This is a genomic window from Aquisalimonas sp. (assembly GCF_007120195.1).
GTDB lineage: Bacteria > Pseudomonadota > Gammaproteobacteria > Nitrococcales > Aquisalimonadaceae > Aquisalimonas.
The window spans coordinates 1-13,715 of sequence record NZ_SKOG01000160.1 but is presented as its reverse complement, the minus strand read 5'-3'; the positions used below and the strand labels follow the sequence as shown (position 1 = coordinate 13,715).

The following is a 13,715-nucleotide window of genomic DNA, read 5'->3' as shown; positions in this document are numbered from 1 at the left end:
AACATGCACCAGTGACAGAAGCGATCACAACTAGGGAATCGGTTTGGTCGTATCCTCGGCCACCCCGAGTTGAACCCGTCGTGGCCCGCCTGCAGGTGGTCCATGATGGCCAGATGCTGGCAGACGCCTCCGGCGGCTACCGTGTACTGGAGACGTCGCACCCGCCTTGTTACTACCTGCCGCAAGCATCCGTGGATTGGAGTCGTTTGGAGGTGAGTCCTACGCGAACATTCTGCGAGTTCAAGGGCACGGCGCGTTACTGGAGCCTGCATTCTGACAACGGCCTGATCGCAGTTGTCTGTTGGGCCTACGATGATCCAGTCGCGTCTCATGCGGCGATCGCCGGGCTAGTGTCCTTCTATGCTGGAGGTGTCGACGCTTGCTATGTCGATGGCGAACAGGTCCAAGCTCAGTCTGGACGTTTCTATGGCGGCTGGATCACCAGCGCTATCAAGGGCCCTTTCAAAGGTGAACGCAGGAACCGAAGGCTGGTGAATTTTCAGTCAAATAACGGGCGTCGGCATGAACAGAGTGACCGGTTACGGGCTCAACCCTGCCGAACCGGGTGTGGCGCCCGGCGTGAGCGGCGTCACAAGCGGCTTTGAAGGCCCGTTGTTCACGAATCAGACGAGCGCCACCGTCGCCTGGGGATTCCAGCGTGTCCATGATGGCGTTTGTCGCTGATCCGGGCAGAGTCATGCGGTCAGTCGCTATCGGTGACGCCGCCCCAGAAGCTGGTGCCAGAGCGTTGCGGCGCGGCGCTCCAGAATCACGTGCAGCCGGCGCAGGCTCCGGCCGCGGGCGGGTGGCCACGTCCATCTGCGCACGCAACACGTGTAGCAGCTCCTAGGCGATGAGCCGCAGCGACAGCAGCACCTGCCTGCGACGGGGCGAAAACCTCGGCCACACTGGCGCGGCCCCGCGAGGTGCACGGCAGCGAGGTGCCGATGGTGTCCTTGAACTCGCCCATGTGCCCCTCGGCCTTGCCGCGGCGGCGGTACAGCGCCAGTACCTACTCGCCGCTGTGGGTCGATGCGGGCAGGTTGGTGACGATGTAGAAGCACAATTGGGAGGGAATGCACGACGCGCTCCCGGCAGCGCGGGTCATGGACTCGCCCGGCAAGATGGGGGATGAGGCCGGTGTCATCCGGGGTCATCCGGCACCGGGCGCAGCAGCAGAAAACCGGCATCACCACTGAGACGCTCGGCTCGCGTCTCCACTCGGACGCAAGCATTGAACGATGGCTGGAACAGCGATAGCGTCTCACCTCTTGTGCGGCGAACTACTTCTTGGGTGAGGTCTGCACAACGCCGAGTTTGAGGGGATGACTGTGCCTCGCCAATCTCTTCCCGCCTCAGTCATGAAATCGTACGGGAGTCAAAGTATGTCATGGGTTAGACGGGTCATCGTATGGGCCAACGCGAGTCGCAGGGATACCCGTCGCCATGGCCTCGTTCACTGTGCCGGTTTAGCGCTGCTCGCGGGTTTACTCTCTGGCGCGACAGCACCGGCCCTGGCCGAACGCCCCCCCATAGTCGCCGCCGCGTCTGACCTGCAGTTCGCCATTGACGACCTGGCAGAGCGGTTCACCGCCGAAACCGGGCTGCGGGTACGGCTGAACTTCGGCTCATCGGGCAATTTCCGGCGACAGATCGCCGAGCATGCCCCTTTTGAGCTCTACATGTCCGCAGATGAGGCCTACGTGGAGGCACTTCACCAGTCTGGGCATTTGGAGGATGGCGGTGACCTGTATGCGATCGGCCGTGTAGTCCTGATGACCAACAAGGGGAGCGCTCTTGACCCTGACGCCGGTCTCGCCGGGTTGGCCGAGGCGTTGGAAGCAGGTGAGATCGGTCGATTCGCCATCGCCAACCCGGAGCATGCGCCTTACGGCGTGGCGGCGAAGCAGGCCCTGCAGTCCGCTGGATTGTGGGAGGTCATCGAGCCACATCTGGTGCTCGGCGAGAACGTCTCCTCGGCGGCCCGGTTGGCCCTGACCGCGGAGGTGGATGGCGGCATCGTGGCGTGGTCACTTGCGCTGGCGCCGGAACTGGATCGCCGGTCGGACTGGGCGCTGCTGCCTGAGGACACGCATGAGCCGCTGCGTCAGCGAATGGCGCTGGTGAGAGGCGCTGGGGAAACGGCGCAGGCGTTTTACGACTTCGTGCTCAGTGAATCCGGGCGGGAGGTGCTGGCTGAGTATGGTTTCATTACCCCAGAGGACGAATGAGCGGGGCGGTGATGATGACCCGCGCTAATGGTGGCTTGCGGGAGATGGCCGTGACAACAGCTACAGGTAAAGCCGCTAGCATCTGATCAACACACAGAGTCTCGGCAACCCGCGGCCCCTTTATCGGCCCTGGACGATCATGACAAAGGCTGCGTGCAGCCGCTCAGAGGAGCGAGTTTTCACCACATGCTCCCGACACCTCAGGCCCTAGAGGCGCCTGGGGAGACGTTCAATAACGGCCGTGCCATCCAGGACTTCGCGCAAGAGTAGGAAGCCGGAATCGCCGCTGAGACTCTCCGCCCGCGTTCCCCTTACGCACGGAGGCATTGAGCGACGGCAGGAACACCGATGGCGTTTCACCCGTGATGTAGCGCCCCTATTTTTCGTCACGATCCGCAAGACACTCTAATGTAGGCGGGGTTACGGTACCGTATTGTTCTTGACATACCTCGCTCGTGAATTTATTGGGTTCAGGGGCAGCCGCAATTGAAGTGGGTGGATCCCAACTAATCAGGCAAGGGGATATGCTCCGCACAATCCCCGGGGGGGAATCGAACAGTCCGGCGCCCCGGTTCTGAGCGCGCCACTGCCGCTTGGCTTCTTCAATGCACCCTCTGGACGAGGCAACGAAGTTCCACCAGATGTATCGCGGTCCGCCCAGCGTGCTCCACCGAGCATCATCAGGCGAGCGCGGCCGTGGTGCTCGAACAGCGGCGCTGCATGGCCCGGTCCGGAACCCATCACCCGATGCACCAAGTCACGCTGGCCCGGGCTGACGAACACTCCGCATTGCGCGACGCTGGATCGCCACCGACAAGAGCCAGCCCCAACCGCGGTCATGGGTTGGGGCTGGACGGGGCTACGAGGCGGTGTTGACGGGTAGCCGGCCGCGCCGAAAGTCAGCCAGTGCGCGGTCAATCTCGTGCTGGTGGTTCATGACGAACGGGCCATAACCGGCAACCGGTTCTCCGATCGGCTCACCGCTAAGTACCAGCACCCTGGCGTCGTTATTCGCCTCGAGCGATGCGCTGCTGCCGACGCGATCGAGAATGACCAGATCCGCCTCGCGGGCAATGGTCGTGTTATTCACCTGAACCGTTCCCTCAAGCACCACTGCGGCGGCGGGCCAGCCCTCCGGCAGGCTCAATGCCGTCTGGCCGTCGCGGTTGAGCCTCACGTCCCATACCTGCATGGGCGTGTGGGTTCGGGCGGGTCCCGCATGCCCTTGGAGATCTCCCGCAATCACCCGCACCACGCCTGCATCGTTTGCCAGCGGCACTCTGGGGATGTCTGCTGCCCGGATGGCCTGGTAGCCCGGATCTGTCTCCTTGGCGCGGGCAGGCAGGTTCACCCAGAGCTGGACCATCTGGAGGGGGCCACCAGTACGGGTGAACTCCTCGGAGTGGAACTCCTCGTGGAGAATGCCGGCGCCTGCGGTCATCCACTGCACGTCGCCGGGATTAATGACGCCACCCTCGCCGGTGGAGTCCCGATGTTCCACCTCACCCTGGTAGACGATGGTCACCGTCTCGAAACCCTTGTGCGGGTGCTCGCTCACGCCACGGCGGTGCCCGGCCGGCTCGAACGTCACCGGGCCGGCATAGTCCAGGAGCAGAAAGGGGTCGAGCTCCCGGCCGTGGTTGTCGTAAGAGAACAGTGACCGCACGGGAAATCCGTTGCCCACCCAGTGGTGGCGAGGCGCGGCGTGGACACTGCGAATGGCCTTCATGAGAACCTCCTGCGTGTTGATCCAAACATGGCACAGTAGGATACAGGCAGGACAATCACGCCAGTAGTCCCTATAATTGCACCGGAGCGTTCACCAAAAGGAACGATGGCGTGACGTACGACCTCAATGATCTCTACTTCTTCGTCCAGGTGGTTGATCAAGGCGGCTTTGCTCCCGCCGGCCGCGCTCTGGGAATGCCCAAGTCGCGCCTCAGCCGCCGCATCGCCCTGCTGGAAGAACGCCTCGGCATTCGCCTGATCCACCGGACAACCCGCCGGTTCACGGTTACCCCCATCGGCGAAACCTACTACCGGCACTGCAAGGCCATGCTGGTAGAGGCCGAGGCCGCCGAAGAAGCTGTGGAGACCAGCCGCTCCGAGCCCCAGAGCACCGTTCGGGTGAGTTGCCCTGTGGCGCTGCTGCAGTCGTACGTCGGTGACATTCTGGCCGACTTCATGGCGCAGTATCCACTGGTCAACGTCATGCTGGACGCCACCAATCGCCGGGTGGATGTGGTCGGGGAAGGCATCGATGTGGCAATCCGCGTGCGCCCGCCGCCGCTGGCGGACAGCGACCTCGTCATGCGCGTGTAGGCCGACCGGTGCCAATGCCTGCTCGCGAGTCCGGGATTGGTGGAACACCAAGGTGGTGAGCCGTCGGAGCCGAGGACGTTGTTCTTGAACTCACCGGGCGAGAAGTCCTGCACCAGCGAGCTCAGTCCCGACTGGTGATCGACGAGCAATAGGGCGGCGTCATCGCGGTTTAAACGCTTGTACTGGAATTGGTCGCTCATGGCGGTCTCCATTGCTGATTGTCTCGCGTGCGAATCGCGAACACTTACCCGTGACGCTTAGGCAACACCTATCCGACAGGGCAAGTAATTCGAACGGTTTCGGTTTCCCCATGCCGAGTGCAGCGATAGGCACCCTCAAGGCAAGGACGACTGACCTCCGCTCACTCGTAAGGCAAGCCTTGCAGCGATACGCTGCGTAGACATGCAGGAGGAACACACCGTTGAAGGCATCGTCCGGCCAAGTTCGACCCGACAGCGTCATCGGTTCGGAGCTGATGAGCGGCCGGTTTTGCTGGCAGCAAGTCCGCCCCAGACGAACAAATCCTGGATTTTGTTCACCTGAATGGGAGCACATCAGCTACCCGAGGTGCGGTCAATGCAGACGGCCAAACAACACGTCCAGGAACTCCTCCGAAACCTTCCGGACGACAGCAGCTATAAGGATATCCAGTACCACCTCTATATTCTGGAGGCGGTCGATCATAGGTAACACCACCGATAGCCACTTGTGGCTGCCTCGTGCCGCTTAAGACCATGATCCGACCCGATGCCCCCTTCGAACGGTCATGACGGCCAATTCCGGCCACTCTCAGCGGGTTGCGGCCTTGTCGTGACGACGCACTACCGCATCGCCGCACGGCGACCCGGGCGTGTCAGACAGAACCAGGAGAGCCTTCCGAGAGGGCAGGCGTCGTGTGCTGTGTGAAGTTCTCTTGATGATGCCACCACCGTCAGGCGACTGTGTAGCACCCACGCCAGCTGCGCTTTGACGACCGCGGCGCGATCGCCGATACTCCGCGCTCTTCACGATTCACCAGCACTCCCGACCATGACACGACAGACCGAACCGGCAAGCGCCAGCACGGCGGAGGTGGCCAATCCTGCCGAGCAGGCCGAACGCGAGTATCTGGAGACGGTCCAGGCTCGCTTGCGTCAGGCGCTCCGGGATGCCGATGCCCGCCTGAACCACCACGCCCGGGAAATCCAGGACCAGAAGCGGTATCTCTGGGCGAGCCGCGCGGAGATGGACCATGTGGAACAGAGTCGCTTCCAGGCCGAGGATGTCTGGATCGCCCGGCGGCTGATGCCGGGCTGGCTGCTGGAGGAGATCTTCCGCAAGCACCGCTCCATGGCCATGACCGAGCGCGTCAATCAGGTGGTGCGCGAGGCCGAGCAGAAAATCGGCCTCGAGTACAACTACGATCTGGAGCCGGCAGAACGGCGACAGCTCCGGGATGCCGTCCGCGGCATCGTGAATCAGTCCACCCTGCGTGAGACGTTCAAGCAGTTCTATACGTGGCAGGGTAAGCCGGAGCTGTTCAAGCCCGCGGGTGGCAAGCTCGAGTATGCGGACGTCTTTCCGCTGATCTGCCTGAAGATGCGCTCGAAGGCATCCGCTCGCAGTATCGCTCCGCGAAGCACCTGCTCGTGGACGAGATGCAGGACGACACCCCGGTGCAGTACGCCGCGCTCGCGCGGCTGTTCCCCTGCAACAAGACCATCCTCGGCGACGCCAACCAGTCCATCAATCCCCACGGCGCGTCGAAGGCCGACGACATCCAGGCGGTGTTCAACACCGCCTCCTGTGTCACGCTCCACACCAGCTACCGTTCCAGCTACGAGATCACCCAGTTCGCCCAACACATTTCGCCCAATCCGGACCTGGTCGCCATCGAGCGCCACGGCGAAGAGCCGCAGGTCGTCGAGTGCCGCACGAAGAAGGAAGAAATGGCGCGCCTCGTTGACGACGCCGAGGCGTTCCGCGAGTCGGCGCACAATACACTGGGTGTGATCTGCAAAACCCCGAAGCAGGCGCGGCGCATGGCGAGAGCGCTCGGGGAGCGTGACGTCGAGGTGCATCTGTTCGAGGAACAGCGCCACACCTACGCCACCGGCGTCATCGTGTGTACAGCGCACATGGCGAAGGGTCTGGAGTTCGATCAGGTCATCGTGCCGGACGTCGGCGCCGGCACGTACCACTCCCCCATGGATCGCAACCTGCTCTACGTTGGGGGTACGCGGGCCATGCACCGAGTGGTTCTGACCCACACGGGCGCGATGACGCCGTTTCTCCAAACGCCATGAACTATGCGCGTTTCATTCTGGAGAACAGAGCATTCCTCGCATTCGGGGCATTGCTCACGGCCCTCTCCAGCGTTGGCCAGACATTCGTTATCTCCCTGTTCGGCGGAGAACTGCGCGCCGCGTTCGCGCTAAGCAATGCGGATTTCGGCCTGCTCTACGGTCTTGCCACCGTGGCCAGCGCGTTGTCGCTGGTCTGGGTGGGCCGACTGGTGGACACCGTCGATCTGCGAGCACTCACCACCGGCGTACTGGCCACTGCGGCGGTGGGGTGCGGCCTCCTCGCCGGCAGCCAGGGCGTGGTCATGCTCGGCCTCGGCTTCTTTCTCCTGCGGCTCAGCGGCCAGGGGATGATGGTCCACGTCGCGCAGACGACCATGGCCCGTTACTTTACCGCCAACCGTGGCAAGGCGGTCAGCGTTGCCATGCTGGGACTCCCTCTCGCCGAGGGAGTCATGCCCATCCTGGTGGTCACTGCCCTGGCGCTGATCGGGTGGCGGTCGAGCTGGGCCGTACTTGCGATCATCGTCGTCATAGTCATGCTGCCCGTGGCCCTGGCACTGCTTCGCTACCATGACCGGCGCGACGTCGAGCCTATCCCCGCGATGCCCAGCGTTCACCAGGCGCCTCCCGCCGCAAGCTGGCGACGCCGGGACGTGCTGCGCCATCCGCTGTTCTACGCCCTGCTCCCCGCCGTGATGGCACCGCCGTTCATCATCACCGCGCTCTTTTTCCACCAGGTGCCCCTGGCCGAGGAAAAGGGCTGGAGTCTGCATTGGTTGGCATCGAGCTTCTTTGCGTTCGCGGCATCCCACATCGTGTCACTGATGCTTGCCGGGCCACTGGTGGACCGCATCGGTGCCTGTCACTTGGTACCGGTCTTCCTCGCGCCGCTCATGCTCGGCATTGTCATGCTCGCGGTGGCCTCGGGGCAGTGGGTGGCTCCGGTCTATCTGCTGCTGGTGGGAGTAAGCGTCGGCGGCGCGGGAACGCTCATGGGGGCGTTATGGGCGGAGCTGTATGGCACGCAGCACATCGGTGCCATCCGGGCACTGGTGCACGCGGTGATGGTGCTGGCCACAGCCGCGTCGCCGGTGCTTGCAGGTGCCCTGCTGGACTGGGGCCTGAACCCCTCGGACATCGCCCTGTTGTTCGCAGCATACGCCCTATCTGCTTCGCTCCTTGCAGGGGTGGCGACTCGCTGGGAAAAGCGGCCTTTTGTACGAAACCCCGACAACTGACACCGCAGCACGTTTCTGCGTCCTTCAAGGTCTGACCAAGGCCCGGAACGTTAACGTTGGCCGTTTAAAACGGGCAAGAATTTGTCGCCAAGGGTCCACCGTTCGAGGCAGCCGACATTTCTCACCGACCCATGCGCCGCCGACTGCGGTAGCGTGCCGCCCTGGCGCACCGCCTTCCCTCATGTGCGCCGAAGCCAAGGGACACGTCTCAAGGGCTTCGGAGGTTTAGACGACCGGTAAGCGCCGGCACTCGGCAAACCGAGTGCCGGCCAAGGGTCACTGGGTGCGAAGCTCGTTGAAGAAGGACGTCATCTCCTCGTTGATGAAGTCGATGTCGTCCTGGTCCACGCCTCCGCCCCCCAGATGGCCATGATCACTGTCGATTTCGGCAAGGCGGGCGTGGGGCATTTGTTCCGCAGCCAGTCGGGAGTCATCCGGTGGATGAAGAATGTCCTTCGTGCCTGGCATGATAAGCGCGTGAGCCTCAATGGAGGCCAAAGCCTCTTCGTAGCCGATTTCGAGCCCGGGTGCTTCCGAGATGTCGTGCCGATCCTCGGCGCGGGTCTGGTAGATGTAATTGTTGGCATCCCAGACTTCCATGAGCGCATCTTCCTGCTCGTGCAGCCAATCGACGGCATCCATGTTGTCATCGGCAAATTCCTCGTCCATCCAGTGCCAGTGGCGAACCCACACCATGAGGCTGCCGATGGCGGAACGGAATCCATCGGGTTGTTCGTCATAGTCACCGCCTTGCCAGGCGTCATCCTGCATGATCGCCTGTCGCTGGGTTTCCCAGATCGCGGTGACCCAGCCGGTGGTCCGCGCCATGGTGATAATCGGAACGATGGACTCCGTCACGTCCGGATAACTCGCCGCCCATTCGTAGGCCTGCATGCCACCCATGGATAGACCGACAACCGAAAAGAGTTCGTCAAGCTCGAATTGCTCCTGGATCAATTCATGCTGCGCGTTGACCATGTCCCGAATGGAGAACTGCGGAAACTCCATGCCCGGCTGACTCTCGCTATTGCTCGGCGAGATCGCATGTCCGTTACCTAGCGTGTTGGCGGCAATGATGAAGTACTCGTCTGGGTCCAGGGCGAGCCCTTCACCGATCAGGAAGTCGTGACGGGTGTGGTCCGCCATCAACGACGGCAGCACAAGGATGGCGTTGTCGCGGGCCTCGTTCAGCTGCCCGTGGGTTACATAGGTGAGATAGGCGTCCTCGATGACTTCCCCGGATTCGAGTTCGAAGTCACCGAGATCGAACCGCTGGGTCTCCTCTGCTTGAGCACCAAGCGATCCGAGTGCCAGAAAAAGACCTGCTCCTAGCAGCCAGGTGCAGTGTACGATGCGCACGGACTGCATGGTCATAAGGCTTCTCCTCTTTGGTATTAGTCTTCTGGACGCGGACACGTCTACACTTGGAGTTAGCTGCGACCCGCCGCGCTGTCAAGTCAGCGTATGGCGCGGTACCGCGCATCGCCCCAACGACGGAGGGGTCATCCTCCCGACGAGTCCCCCGGCACTCGCCGGTGTTCAGGTAGACCGCCCCGGGGTCATTGTCGAGCGGCCGGATTGGGTTAAGGTGTGTGGCAACTGCCAGTTCCAGCCTGACGCTCGAGCCTGTGCAGCGATCCGACCCGCGGGATTCCAGGCGGGCGAAGCGGCCACCGGGATGCGTTTTCCCCTCCACCGCGGCGAGACCGCGCCGTGGTTATGGACTGCAACAAGAGGTGCTTGCCATGGGTACGAAGGTGGATCTTGATCGCCTGGCGAAAACGCTGAAGGCTTATACATACGCGTACTTGATCACGAGTGACGACCACGGCCGCCCACACGCCGTGGCCGTGCGTACCGAGTTGATCGGTCAGGATTTGCAGGTGAGCGGCTTTGGATGGCGAAGCCGAGCGAATGCCTCCGAGCGCCCGATCGTGGCACTGGTTTATCCGCCCGCGACTGTCGGTGGTTACTCGCTGATCGTCGACGGCAATGCCTCAGTGCGCGACGACGGCCTTGTCGTGACGCCGACTGTGGCGGTGCTGCATCGCCCTCCTCGCCCCGACGCGCCGGCCCCCGACTCGGGGTGCGCCTCGGACTGCGTGCGCCTTGAGCGCGACTAGCAGGCAATGGGCGGCTTATCTTTGATCGAGAGGTGCCCAGATCGTCACTGAAACGAGCGAAACCACAATTGTCGAATGACATAAGATTGTCATGCTTTCAGTTCAATATCTTGGCGAATTTTTGCCTATCCCTCGACCAGTAGGTGAAGCCATGATGAACCAACAGCAACCCGCATACGGGCCCATCGTTGGCGACCAGGTCCGCATTCTCGGCCAGTGCGAGGTGTACCGAGTCGTGCACACAGATGACCTCGCGCTGATCACGCTGGAGTCGCGGCACGCCAAACAGTTCAAGGCCGGCCGTAAGGCATTGGAGTTGGTCGCGCGGAGCGACGCGGCATGATCGCGCCACGGTCCTCTGACTGATGGATCGACGGGCGAGCCGCCGCGCCTGTCTGGTTCTCCGCCTCCAGAAGAGCCGGAAAGGCCAGGAAGTAGCGCATCGCGTTGCGCTCCATCAGTGCCCGCACGCCGGTGACGTACTGGCGTGTACCGTCAGGATCCGTGGTGTAACTGATACCCGGGCGGCTGCCAGCTTCCCCAGCGAGATACTCACGCCATGGCCAGGCGACCGCGCATGCTCGAGCGCGTGCCATATTCCAGGCGCGAAGGTGGTTTCCTTGCCGTCCGGGCAGGTGGCGGTGACTGTCACCATCTTCGATTCCCCTTTCAGTGAGGAGATAGAGAAGGACTCCCCGCCCGTGAGGCCCAGGGATGCGGCACTGTTTATATTTCCCTACGAAACAATCACTCGCTGGCCCGTCTTGCAATATGATTGCGTTTCGATACTCTCGCGACCATGCGTCATACAACGTCAGTGCTGACAACTGGGCTGAGCAGGCGTGTGGTCAGCATGGACACCAGCAGCAACGCGTATGAGGCTAAGCTCTGCGGCCGTCGCCACGACTTTGTTACTTAAGTTGGTCCTGGATAGCCCGGCGATCCCGCACGCGCCCATGCCGGCGACATTCCCGCACTCCTGAAGGAGACTTCATGGCTTTTTCGTTCGATGATCTGGCTAGTGCCTGTGCACCGGACTGGAATGCTTACATCGGGCACGAGTTCGTGCGCACACTGGGTGAAGGCACTCTGCAGGAAGATGCCTTCCGTCACTATCTGAAGCAGGACTACCTGTTCCTGATCCACTTCGCTCGAGCCTTCGCGCTAGCTGCGTACAAGAGCCGCAGCCTCGAGGATCTTCGGCACGCCCACGAGGGCATGAAAGCCATCGTGGACATGGAGATGGACCTGCACGTGCAGTACTGTCAGGAATGGGGGATATCCGAAGACGACTTGGCACAGCTACCCGAAGCCCGGGCAACCATGGCGTATACCCGGTATGTACTAGACACAGGCAACCGCGGAGACTTGCTGGATCTGCACGTAGCTCTGGCGCCATGCCTGGTTGGGTACGGGGAGATTGCCAACTGGCTGAACGATCAGCCAGGCACGGTAAGAGGCGACAGCAACCCGTTCGACGCCTGGATCGGAATGTACGAGAGTGACGACTTTCAGGCGAGCATGCGTGCAGAGCGCGCGTGGCTGGACGCCCGGCTCGCCGGTGTCACCCGGGCCCGCTTCAATGAACTGGCTGCGGTCTTCCGGGATGCCACGCGCCTGGAAATCGATTTCTGGCAAATGGGCCTCGATCGCGCTTTCTAGAGCGCGTCTGCACCGCGCTCCATAGTAAAATTCTCCCTATCAAATACACACGCACGCCGGGTTTCGATGAATGCAAACATCGTCGTCCATGCGGCAAACACCGATGCACGGCGAAGACAGTCCCGAGCTCGACGCTCTGTGTTCTGCACCCATAAATGTCGCATCTTCGGTAGGGTTCTGCCGGCGGATTCAGCCGTTCCGCTGCCTGCTTTGGAGATCCCATCTGCTTCTCTCCCCTCCACATGCAACACATTGAACGAGGCCACCGTGTCCTGCGCGTGTTCGAGGGCGGCGTCGCGGTCGGCGTCCAGAAGTTATCGGGGACCGTGACGCGGCGTTTTGAAGGGGGTGTGTCGCATGCGCGGCAGTGCCGTGACAGTGCACGGCGCCATGGCCAACCCGCCAATCCCGTCATCGTCGGGTCAGCAGCCGGTAAGCAGTTTGTCGCAATCAGCCCGGAGAATGAGCACCCGGTCAATGGTCAGGTGAGCGCAGCTTTCATGCATTGGGAAACCGGAGAGGGACGGCTGATCCGCGACGGGCGCACGCTGCTGAGCAGTGACCACATCGTCATCCAGAGGGAAGTAGTCAGCAGGAAGTTTATGTGGCACGCGCACGTGTCCCTGGTCGGTGTTCAAACCCGCCAAATCGGGCGACGCAGCCATGCGATTCTGGAGTTGGATGACGGCCGACGCGGCTGGTTCCGGGTCGTTGACGAGAGCAGGAGCCTGGCGTCCCTGCGCAGTTGCGGGCCATTCCGATAAACGAACAGTCCTGCATAGAAAAGACCCCGCTTTGCGGGGTCAATAGTCGCCACTGAAGGGCCGATAATCGCGCGTCTCCCCGGTTACGAAGTAGCTGGTCTGCACGTTAGTAGCCTTCGGACGTCATGCTGGTCACGTCGGAGCCCGGTTCCTCAATCCCGATTCAGATCCTGAAGAATGTACTCGCCTTGCAGGGAGGACGACACCACCCCTCGCCGGGGCATTGCCACCGTCCTATCTCAGGTGTGTTGCATGGGGATGACAAACCTGCACGGCGGCGCCTTCCCCCAGCTTTACCTGGGCATTCTCGATCTGGGCGATTTCGACCTGTTCACTGATCTTTGGGAGCGCCGTCTGTGGCGGACGGCGGTGCAGAATTCACTGTACCTTTCCCTCGGCACCATGGTGATCGGCACCTTCATCGGCGCCGGAATGGCGTACATCCGGCACAATTACAACTTTCCCACGGCCGGACTGATCGACTTCGCGGCGTGGTTCGTGCTGGTGATGCCGTCGTTCATCATCGCCCAGGGCTGGGTCCTGTTCGGGCGCAGTGGCGGCACCGCTCACCAGATGGGACTGCCCTGGCTGGGCGAGTTCATTTTCTCGCTGCCAGGGTTGGTCATGGTCATGAGCCTGGCCAATTTCCCGCTGGCCTATCTGGCCTTCAGTGCCGCACTGCAATGGAACGTGCGCAACCTGGAACAGGCCGCACGCCTCGGCGGTGCCAGCCCTGCACAGGTTCTGCGCACCATCAAACTGCCGCTCCTGCTACCGGCCCTGCTGTCCGCTGCGATCCTGGTCTTCGTGGACACGGTGGGCGATTTCGGCCTGCCCGCGGCGTTCCTGTCGGCGTTCCGCTTCCCGCTGATCCCCTACATCATACGGCAAGAGATCCAAACCGTTCCTGTCTCTTTCGAGGGCGCCGCGGTCCTGGCCGCCGTGCTGGTCACCCTGGTGGCTATCGCGATCACCATCCAGATCCGGCTGCTCCGCAATGCCGGCGCGGACTTTCTCACCTGTGGCGCACGACCGGCAGACCGACCCAGACCACGTTACTGGCCGATACTGACGGTACTGAACGTAAGCT

General features: G+C 62.2%; 14 protein-coding genes and 2 pseudogenes. 11 read left to right on the top strand and 5 right to left on the bottom strand.

The features are described from left to right. Positions 1–11: 11 nt before the first annotated feature. From QZT63_RS20110 to modA, 3 genes are all read left to right on the top strand, one after another. Positions 12–605, top strand: coding sequence for a DUF427 domain-containing protein (locus QZT63_RS20110; RefSeq protein ID WP_366636878.1), 594 nt, complete (start codon positions 12–14; stop codon positions 603–605). 471 nt (positions 606–1,076) lie between these two features. Then, positions 1,077–1,199, top strand: a complete 123-nt coding sequence (locus QZT63_RS11980) for a hypothetical protein (RefSeq protein WP_290651488.1) — start codon at positions 1,077–1,079, stop codon at positions 1,197–1,199. Positions 1,200–1,385: 186 nt separating this feature from the next. After that, entirely contained in the window at positions 1,386–2,231 is an 846-nt protein-coding gene (modA, locus tag QZT63_RS11975; protein WP_290651486.1) for a molybdate ABC transporter substrate-binding protein, read from the top strand. A 376-nt stretch (positions 2,232–2,607) separates the two neighbouring features. On the opposite strand, the gene QZT63_RS11970 is transcribed toward modA, so the two are convergent. Next, positions 2,608–2,874, bottom strand: a complete 267-nt coding sequence (locus tag QZT63_RS11970; protein ID WP_290651530.1) for a hypothetical protein — start codon at positions 2,872–2,874, stop codon at positions 2,608–2,610. Positions 2,875–3,090: 216 nt separating this feature from the next. Next, complete coding sequence (locus tag QZT63_RS11965) at positions 3,091–3,960, bottom strand: pirin family protein (RefSeq protein WP_290651484.1); 870 nt, start codon at positions 3,958–3,960, stop codon at positions 3,091–3,093. A 110-nt stretch (positions 3,961–4,070) separates the two neighbouring features. On the opposite strand from QZT63_RS11965, the pseudogene QZT63_RS11960 reads away from it, so the two are divergent. Further along, positions 4,071–4,616: pseudogene (locus QZT63_RS11960) on the top strand (LysR family transcriptional regulator); the annotation flags it as partial. 2 nt (positions 4,617–4,618) lie between these two features. Here QZT63_RS11960 and QZT63_RS20105 read toward each other — a convergent pair. Further along, a pseudogene (locus tag QZT63_RS20105) lies at positions 4,619–4,753 on the bottom strand (hydrolase); the annotation flags it as partial. An 811-nt stretch (positions 4,754–5,564) separates the two neighbouring features. Further along, entirely contained in the window at positions 5,565–5,876 is a 312-nt protein-coding gene (locus QZT63_RS11955; RefSeq protein ID WP_290651481.1) for a hypothetical protein, read from the bottom strand. Positions 5,877–6,190: 314 nt separating this feature from the next. Here QZT63_RS11955 and QZT63_RS11950 point away from each other — a divergent pair, with 314 nt between their 5' ends. Further along, positions 6,191–6,838, top strand: coding sequence for a 3'-5' exonuclease (locus QZT63_RS11950; RefSeq protein WP_366636896.1), 648 nt, complete (start codon positions 6,191–6,193; stop codon positions 6,836–6,838). After that, positions 6,835–8,076 (top strand): MFS transporter, encoded by a 1,242-nt coding sequence (locus QZT63_RS11945; RefSeq protein ID WP_290651477.1) that lies wholly within the window; start codon positions 6,835–6,837, stop codon positions 8,074–8,076. Before QZT63_RS11950 ends, QZT63_RS11945 begins: the two co-directional genes overlap by 4 nt. Before the next feature lie 276 nt (positions 8,077–8,352). Here the strand turns inward: QZT63_RS11945 and QZT63_RS11940 are convergent, their stop codons facing one another. After that, positions 8,353–9,450, bottom strand: a complete 1,098-nt coding sequence (locus QZT63_RS11940) for an alpha/beta fold hydrolase (protein ID WP_290651475.1) — start codon at positions 9,448–9,450, stop codon at positions 8,353–8,355. A 371-nt stretch (positions 9,451–9,821) separates the two neighbouring features. Here QZT63_RS11940 and QZT63_RS11935 point away from each other — a divergent pair, with 371 nt between their 5' ends. The 5 genes from QZT63_RS11935 to QZT63_RS11915 all read left to right on the top strand — a co-directional run. Next, positions 9,822–10,199, top strand: coding sequence for a hypothetical protein (locus tag QZT63_RS11935; RefSeq protein ID WP_290651473.1), 378 nt, complete (start codon positions 9,822–9,824; stop codon positions 10,197–10,199). A gap of 151 nt (positions 10,200–10,350) precedes the next feature. After that, positions 10,351–10,542: a hypothetical protein gene (locus QZT63_RS11930; RefSeq protein ID WP_290651471.1), complete on the top strand. Its 192-nt coding sequence runs from the start codon at positions 10,351–10,353 to the stop codon at positions 10,540–10,542. Between the two features lie 650 nt (positions 10,543–11,192). After that, positions 11,193–11,861 (top strand): thiaminase II, encoded by a 669-nt coding sequence (gene tenA / locus QZT63_RS11925; protein WP_290651469.1) that lies wholly within the window; start codon positions 11,193–11,195, stop codon positions 11,859–11,861. A 242-nt stretch (positions 11,862–12,103) separates the two neighbouring features. Then, positions 12,104–12,625 carry a hypothetical protein gene (locus QZT63_RS11920; RefSeq protein WP_290651467.1) on the top strand — a complete coding sequence of 174 codons (522 nt, stop codon included), beginning with the start codon at positions 12,104–12,106 and terminating at the stop codon, positions 12,623–12,625. Between the two features lie 252 nt (positions 12,626–12,877). After that, a partial coding sequence (locus QZT63_RS11915) for an ABC transporter permease subunit (RefSeq protein WP_290651465.1) occupies positions 12,878–13,715 on the top strand: 838 nt, incomplete at its 3' end.